The organism is Erwinia sp. PME.40.26/001 (genome assembly GCF_055556675.1).
This window is the reverse complement of the sequence record NZ_JBVHNP010000010.1, coordinates 118327-126556: the sequence shown is the minus strand read 5'-3', so window position 1 is coordinate 126556 and position 8230 is coordinate 118327. Positions and strand designations below refer to the sequence as shown.

The following is an 8230-nucleotide window of genomic DNA, read 5'->3' as shown; positions in this document are numbered from 1 at the left end:
TTCATGGGGATGTCCTCATGTGGCTTATGAAGACATTACTAACATCGGGGTGTACTAATCAACGGGGAGCAGGTCAGCATATTCAGTGATCGTGACATTTGTTGTCCAACAAGTCGGTGTCGAGTTTCAATCATTGAAAGGGCTGGAACGTTGCTTTTGGGCGATTTACGCATTGATAACACTACTCTTGATGAGATGCATAACCACTTTGGGTCTATGCGTTGGGCAGACCTCGGTACCGTCCAGGTTCCGCATCATGGCTCTCAGCATTCTTGGGAGCCCGGCGTTGCTGCGGTTTTTAGACCAGAACGCTTCATTCACTGTATTCCCGATATTTCTGCTGATCATCCACATAAGAGTGTAAACGACGACTTGAGAGGGACTGATGTTCTTCGTGCTGATTATAGGACGAGGGTTGTTATCGACTACCACTTCCCTTTAATCAGTGTTCCGTAATCTCTCGAAACCTTTTTGCTTTCAAAAGGCAATGATATATTAACGCTTAGAATTAAATCGTATAAGTAATGTAACTTGTTGAAATTATATGTTATTTAAGGTTTTTTATAAAGCTAGAAATGGTGTGAAAAAATCATAGGATTGCTCATTGAATGCCGAAGTTGCACTTGCAATTATCTGTAATGGCTTAGTGGCTGTCACGTATCAAATAGAAGAGGCTTTCAATCTAATGCTGAGTAGACTGTTGGTACAAAGTTGCTGCCCGCCAACTATGAGAGAATTGAGTTGGCTTCGACTAAATATGTTACAGCTTGATTTAATCGCCCTTCATTTGATATGTTTTTCATATCTCAGGATAGCCTGCAGTACAATTGTCAGCCGCTTATGTCAGGCACTTAAAATATTAAGAATCAAGGAATGGTTATGGTAGACGATCAGAAGCCACAAAATCAGCATTATGTACCACAATATTATTTTCGCTGTTTTTCCGCCGATGGAAACAGCATATGTATGTTGCTCAGAAAGAAAGGTAAGGTAATTTATCCTACAGCTATCGATACTCAATCTTCAAAAAATAATTTTTATGGGAATACTGAAGTAGAAGCAAAGATTACTGCCTTTGATATCAAGTACGCTAAGAATCATCACTCCATTCTTGAAATTCTTAAAGCCGAATGCGTTGATAAGTTATCGAAAGAACATATCAACACGCTCATTGAAAATATTCTTTTTCAGAGAGAGCGCACACTAACATATAGAATAAACGAAATACCTGTACAGGACTTTTATAAAAATTTTTTCCAACCCCAGATTGATGACTTGGAAAACTATGACTCTGGGCTGTCGCAAGAGGTTACCGATGCTGTAAGGCAAGCAATGGAACAAGTATTTTCCTCCTTTAGCGATTCTAAAATAATGCAGTATGAAAATCTTATGGGAGTGCCAAACAAGGTAGATGAAGTCAGTGACTTAAGATTAATTATTCTGAAAAACACTACAGGTCTCCCATTCATTTTCAGCGACTCTCCTGTATCGTTTACCAATATCGCCCTGAGTGACTATAAGTGCAGCAAGCTGGGCAATATTAACTTGGGGTTGATGATATTTTTCCCGCTGAGCCCATCACTGTTAGCCTTCTTGTACGATCCCGAGGCGTATGAAATTATTGGAGACTCAGCAAGCATTGTCTTTGAAATCGACAATGAAGAAGACATACATCAAATGAACAAGCTACAATTACACGAGTCTTATAACTCAGTGTATTTCGGCAGTAACATACATGAAAATTATTTGACTGTACTGTGGCAGGAAGAGACAAGCAGGTTGAGGCGAGAGGAGAAATCAGTCACGCCAGTTCCTGAAATTACTTTAAATGGGAGGCTTACAGGTCGAATTATACACGCGATTTCCGACCCTGAGCCAAACTTCTATCCAGGTCTAAGCTTCATCGCATTAAAAGATCTTTCTAACTCCCGTATTCCTTATCGTTCTGCTTTTATCCAATCTCAGCTTCCTCCTGGAAGAGAGGTGCCGAATCTCAACCACTTGGTAGATCGACTTTCCGCTCCGGATGATCCTGTTGAATAAATCTCTTGCGATGATAATTTTGTAGGGATTATCAATCCTCACCTTCTGACTGTGGTTAAAATTGAACGCCAATTCACGTTTAGCCACTCTGATAAGCTATCAAAAATTCCACTGAACCGCCAAAATACATAAAGCTTGGCTCCGCGAAAAATTTGGTGCGCAGCGGAAAATTTATCCTACAACCGCGCTTTGTTATACATGCCACTCATGAAGCGCATGGTTTCCAGATGGTTTAGTATTTGCGAAATTGAATGGGATGGAAGTGTTTTTTTGTAACGTAGTCAATGACTAATTTCCATCTGGTTAATAGCACTTCTAGCCATCCTGTCCTTCATTTCATCTAATCGCTTGATGCTAGATTGTCTTGCGCTTTACGAATATTTTTTATCGATGCTGGCCAGTCGTTCGTAATCGACGTTACCCTATGTACTCTTGGCTGAGGGGCGAGAATAGTAATTCACGGTCGGCCGTTTACGACCCGTGCAGGAGGTGGCGAACAGCGACATTTGGACACGAGCAGTCATTGGTGTAGGCGAAAATATTGAAATGTCTATCATTGTAGATACTTCATGTCGAGGCTATTAACCCGCACCATAATTTCAAACCTATTTAAGTTTTTTACACTTTTTCCGAATGTCATTCGATATGGATTTAACTACATCCCTATACATACCGCTACCCTTATATGGTTTACTCGCATAGCTGGTTTTTTCGATAAACTGATCTACAAAATAATCGATCTGATCACACAGTGTTAGAAGAATTAAAATGGTTCTATCCTGATTCCAGTCTATATTTTTATTTTGTAGCAAGTTAAGATATTTTCTAGTAAACCCCGCAAGCTCTTCAACATGATGTGCTGCGCGTTCCACATGCTTAACGAGCTCTTCAATCTTGCCTATATTAACAAGGTGAGAGGAGTACCCATTTGTAATTCGCAACGCTTTTGTGGATGAATAAAAAGGGTTGGATCTGTTGTATATAAAAGAGATAGTTTGAGGTATAATGCCATTTTGAATTTCCCTCCTTTTGTCTCCTATGGATTCTTTGGCGTCGATAAGATATTCGATGCATTGATTATATGCCTCATGGATGCCATAATTCACGGAATATTCTACTAGCATGGACTGGCGCAGGGACAAAACTTGTGAAATTGAATAACCTATGAACACAATGCCAAATATTGCTTCGAGAGAGGCAAAGAGCCTGGATATACCGATAGGTGTAAAATCACCATAACCAAGCGTCGTAATGGAAACCACGCTAAAATAAACCAAATCATAAATATCAGCAGATTTATTGTTCTTAGTTACACCATGTCCTTCAAAGTTTCCTGCCAGCCAAAAAAGGGCGGAAAAAAATAAAATCGAACCAATTAAAATTGCGCTGAGTTTATAGATGAGTTTTTTTTGTTTGGTCGATAAATCATTCACGTCTAGCCATTCCTCTATGTTTGACGAGCATTTCAGCAACTTCTGAGTTGAGATGGACTAAATTTACGCAAACCATTCCACGTCTTTATATCACGCAAAATTTGTGATGGATCGCCTAGTGTAATATGGTTAGTTATTTACATCATATTATAGTATTTGAATCAACTCAATGGTGTCTGCCCGTCGCGATTGAGTTCTGAGCAGTTGATCGAGAAGGTCGCTCAGCTCGGCAGCTTCATCTACGCTGCGTATTGCACGTAGGACAGTGGCTGTATTAAAAAACCGACGTAATCATGTTTGGAAACCACCCAAGCTGCGCTCGACCTAGATTCCGGGGGCGGTAGAAACTTGATTGGGATGGAACGCGATTTTTATCGCAAGGTGTTGCTGAACAATGACGACGCATATCGTTAGCTTTTGCCACAAGAGAGGTTAATTCGGCTTCTTGAACATTTTTTACTGGACATGGTATTTCTCATGGTTGTTAGATTCGTTATTTTTCTATGCTTATGTTTTATAAATATTTTTACTTTAAATTGATAATTGAGTGGGAGTGAGGTATTATTTAACCTATTGTTTTATTTGATTTAGTTAGTGCCATTGATGATATTGACTGCATTATCAATGGCATTTTTCATGGTATAAGACCGACGCTGAATCGAAGATATAGCAAATACCATGTGACCGTATCAGCAAATGCCATGGTATTGACAACCGGGTGCATTGCATTGCATTGCATTGCATTGCATTGCATTGCATTGCATTGCATTGCATTGCATTGCATTGCATTGCAGCGCTGTGCTGATGCCATCGATGCCCGCTTTTGGTCAGAACCGCTCTCTCGACCCAAGTCTCCAGATCGTTAAAAATGCTCCAGAGGAGCACCTCGTGATCGAAATTGTGAAACAAGACAGCCGCCGCTCGGAATCGAAGTCTCCATATGGGTGAATAAAGTTTGCGGAAAACACGCTGAGAAAATAGAAAAGCTTCAATGACGGGACATAGCAATGGCGATTAACGGAGAGGACGGTGTTAGTGCAGTCACCGTAGATGAACTACTCAAGCAAGGCCTTCGGATACCGAACTATCAACGCCCATACAGTTGGGAAGTATCGACCGCTCTACAACTGGTGGATGATCTCAGCGAAGCTCTTCGAGATACCGAACGAAAAGATATTCCCTATGTTTTGGGTGCAATCATTATTCACGATGATGGTGAGTATCTCAATGTAGTCGACGGACAGCAACGTCTGCTGACTTTGCGAATGATTCTTGCGGCCTTAGATCCGATAAATCATCAGATTTCGGTGTCTGGTAACAGCGAAACCCCTGTCTCCCTGGTTTGGATGGAGCTTCAAAGGCGCCTGTCGCAGTTGGAAGATAAAGAAGAATTTTTGGATTTTATCTGTCACAAATGTCAGTTGGTGCGTATTGTGACGGACGATATTGATGAGGCATTTCGTGTCTTTGATTCCCAGAACTATCGCGGCAAACCGCTTGCCCCTCACGACTTGCTCAAAGCACACCACCTGCGCGAAATGCACGATGAGTCCGCTGCTATGAAAGTGGCTGTCGTTGAGGCTTGGGAAGCCGTAAATGATGAGGATCTGGACAGGCTTTTTTCTACTTTTTTATACCGGATATCCAAATGGTCACGAGGCGAAAGCTCGCTCGAATTTGCTATTCGGGACATCGGCATGTTCAAGGGAATTTCATCACGATCCCACAGATCATTTTCGCCAAATCTGCGATATCATCTTGCAGCACAAGCCGCTATGCCACTTCTAAGTGCATGGGCGATGTCCTCTACACATGATGCACGAAATGCCGGACGCAGCCGCTTTCAGCTTGATGCCCCGATAATCGCTGGGCGCTCATTTTTCGAGATGGTGACATTCATGCTGGACGAATTGAAGATACTGGAAAAAGAGGTTATCGACAGAGGTTTCAAAAACTTTGGCCCATCTCAAAGTCGCTACCGCTACGTTTACGAATTGTTCATTGCCGCGCTGCTTTGCTATACAAACAAGTTTGGCGATGAAGATGTGGATGAAGTGCGAAATAGGTTATTCGCATGGGCATATGCCTTGCGGGTCGAGTTACTTCGTGTGCAATTTGTATCTGCTGACAACCGAGCGCGAGGTAAAAACGATGCAAATAAATCGCCTTTTGTTTTGCTACGCAACGCGATGACTGGAAGTGTTGTCCGTAAACTTCCAATAGCAAGTCAGCCATACGACGATAACCACGAAAAGGAACTCGTTGCTTTTATCAAGGGGCTGCAATGAGCAAGAAGGAGTTGAAACCCGAACTGCTAACAGTAGGCAAGCTATTCACGGACAATTATCTGATTCCTATTTATCAACGGAACTATGCTTGGCGGGCCGAACAGATTGAGCAACTTATCAGCGATATTCAAGACTCGGTGGCTGGGGGCCAGGACGGCTATTTTCTTGGGAACCTTGTTGTAATCAAGCGGGGTAGAGAGGACGAGTTCGAGGTCATAGATGGACAACAACGACTTACAACCCTCTATCTGCTTCTGACCTTCCTGGAGCAAGACGGTGAGGGTGAGAAGCCGTCGGTTGGTCATGCAGGCCACTTGCAATATGAGTCGCGTGCACGGGCAACGGAAGCCCTGCGGCGAGTAGCACAGGAGGCAGCTAAGGGGAAAGTCCGACCGCAGGGTTCCACGAGTAATGCAGATGCTGGCATCCATGAAGGCTACAGCATCATCAATCAGTTCTTCAAACAAAATGAAACCCTTAATCGCTCACGCGAAAAATTCTCCAATTTCTTGCTAACGAAGGTTACTGTCGTCCGTGCCTCGCTGCCACCCAATACCGACCTCAATCGCTACTTCGAGATCATGAACACTCGTGGGCAGCAACTCAAGCAGGTTGATATTGTTAAGGCTCGCCTGATGAGCAAGCTGCCCAATCAATATGAACGCGAATGCTTCGCGTGGGTTTGGGATGCCTGTGCTGATATGGATTCTTATGTCCAGATGTCTCTGACCCGTGGTGACACCAGTTTGCGAAACAAAATATTTGGCGATGAATGGTCCTGGCTGGAGGTGACCAGCTTCGCGTCGCTAACGGAAAGTCGTCCGCAATCCGGCATCAATTCATCAAGGCAATCCTCCGAAGGGGTATCGTTGTCCTTGGATGAGGCGTTGTCAAAATACGCTAAAGAGATCGAGTCAAATTCCACTGAAGACGAGGGCAACGAGCGGTTTCGTTCGACTATTGAGTTTCCGGCCTTTCTGCTACACGTTCTAAGAATTATGAAAGGCGATGAGGTCGAAGACGAAGGCCAGCTTGACGACAAGCGCCTCATCAAGTCATTTGACGACGCCGTAAATAATGTACCCGATGCTAAAGCAGATTGGGTGCGTAGCTTTGCATTCATGCTTCTCAAGTGCCGCAATCTCTTCGATGGCTTCATCTTGAAGCGTCAATTCACGGCGAACATCGGTGACGATGGTGATTGGTCTCTCCAGCGATTGAAGAAAGGCGGCGCGGATAAGAAGCCAACCCCGACGTACATCCATGTTTTCTCGGCCAGCAATGGAAACTTAGAGGAGGACAGCGGTGCTGACCCACATACCCGAGATGTATTGCTGCTCCAGTCCATGCTTCGGATTACCTACACTTCTCCGCGAACGATGCACTGGATTACCAAAGTTCTTCGCTGGCTATCCGTTAAAGCCCCTCAAGACGCGAAACATGCGGATCTTGCCGATTTGTTGAAGGGGTATGCCCGTAGCAAGGTTAAAGAGACATTCCCCTTTGAGGAAGATCAGCAACCACAAGGGTTTGGTATCAGCCGTATCGTCTTTTCGTATCTCGACTATCTTCTGTTGAGCGATTCCTCAAAACGAGATTTCAAATTTCAGTTCAGAACTTCCATTGAGCACTTTTATCCACAGCATCCGGACAAAGAACAGTCGGGCGCGGTTGTTTCAGGTTCTAGCCTTAACCTGCTTGGCAACCTCGCGCTCGTAAGCGTCAGCGCGAACTCAAAATTCAGCAATAGTCTTCCCAGAGCGAAGGCCGAAAACTTCAAGGATACGATTGAACTTCAAAGTCCCAAGCTCAAGAGAATGGCGGAAATCACTCGAAATACAGGCTGGAACGATCAGCAGATAACAGCACATCATGAAGAGATGGTGACATTGCTTCGTGATGATGTAAGTCTGGTGGAGGCAATCGGAAGATCCTACCCGGGGCGTTGATTTCTTTGAATAACCGCTTTTGGACGAATGTCCCTTGCAAAGTGCAAGTTGTCAGTCTAAAAGCGTTTTGTGTCGGGCGAGGCGATCAGTACAGCTCCCAGGTTTTCTTATCATGGTATTTTGTGTGGTATCGACATGCAAATAAAATGATATAATGTTGATTTTATAGTGTTTTCAGGTGGCATTGATCATCGAGTGGGAATGATTCCACGTTTGGCAACAGCCTGCACGTAAAAGCAGTAAAGTACCTCTAAGCCCGCGTAACTGCGGGCTTTTGGCTATTTTTTCCCCGGCATAAACACGTTGAAGAACTCCTGCGCTGCGGTTCGTCTTCAGAACCCTGAACGCCATTCTTTAGTTTTCTGATACGCCATCCTGACGTTTCCTCCTTGTCCGCCTTTCCCATCATTATGCGCATTTTCCTGACGTCGTTAACCTCTTCATGGCCCCCTTCGGCGCGTCGTGAACATCTTTGCTCGAATTATCGCTGGTAACGATGCGCTCAATTTGGTCGGGT

The 8230-nt window shown here is 43.9% G+C and carries 4 protein-coding genes; 3 read left to right on the top strand and 1 reads right to left on the bottom strand.

Features of this window, described 5'->3' with window-relative positions; genetic code table 11:
- Positions 1–879 precede the first annotated feature (879 nt).
- Positions 880–2043 (top strand): DUF4238 domain-containing protein, encoded by a 1164-nt coding sequence (locus tag ACZ3HG_RS20425; protein WP_465334160.1) that lies wholly within the window; start codon positions 880–882, stop codon positions 2041–2043.
- Between the two features lie 605 nt (positions 2044–2648).
- Here ACZ3HG_RS20425 and ACZ3HG_RS20420 read toward each other — a convergent pair.
- A complete protein-coding gene (locus ACZ3HG_RS20420) occupies positions 2649–3476 on the bottom strand; it encodes a potassium channel family protein (RefSeq protein WP_465334158.1) in 828 nt (275 codons plus the stop codon).
- A gap of 1007 nt (positions 3477–4483) precedes the next feature.
- Here ACZ3HG_RS20420 and ACZ3HG_RS20415 point away from each other — a divergent pair.
- Both ACZ3HG_RS20415 and ACZ3HG_RS20410 read left to right on the top strand, forming a co-directional pair.
- Positions 4484–5764, top strand: a complete 1281-nt coding sequence (locus tag ACZ3HG_RS20415; protein ID WP_034497605.1) for a DUF262 domain-containing protein — start codon at positions 4484–4486, stop codon at positions 5762–5764.
- On the top strand, positions 5761–7713 hold the full coding sequence (locus tag ACZ3HG_RS20410) for a DUF262 domain-containing protein (protein WP_465334156.1): 1953 nt from the start codon (positions 5761–5763) through the stop codon (positions 7711–7713). Before ACZ3HG_RS20415 ends, ACZ3HG_RS20410 begins: the two co-directional genes overlap by 4 nt.
- Positions 7714–8230 lie beyond the last annotated feature (517 nt).

Excerpts from the sequence above, each read along its gene's own strand:
- ACZ3HG_RS20410 (WP_465334156.1), top strand. The coding sequence starts at position 5,761 with ATGAGCAAGAAGGAGTTGAAACCCGAACTGCTAACAGTAGGCAAGCTA.
- ACZ3HG_RS20415 (WP_034497605.1), top strand. The coding sequence starts at position 4,484 with ATGGCGATTAACGGAGAGGACGGTGTTAGTGCAGTCACCGTAGATGAA.
- ACZ3HG_RS20425 (WP_465334160.1), top strand. The coding sequence starts at position 880 with ATGGTAGACGATCAGAAGCCACAAAATCAGCATTATGTACCACAATAT.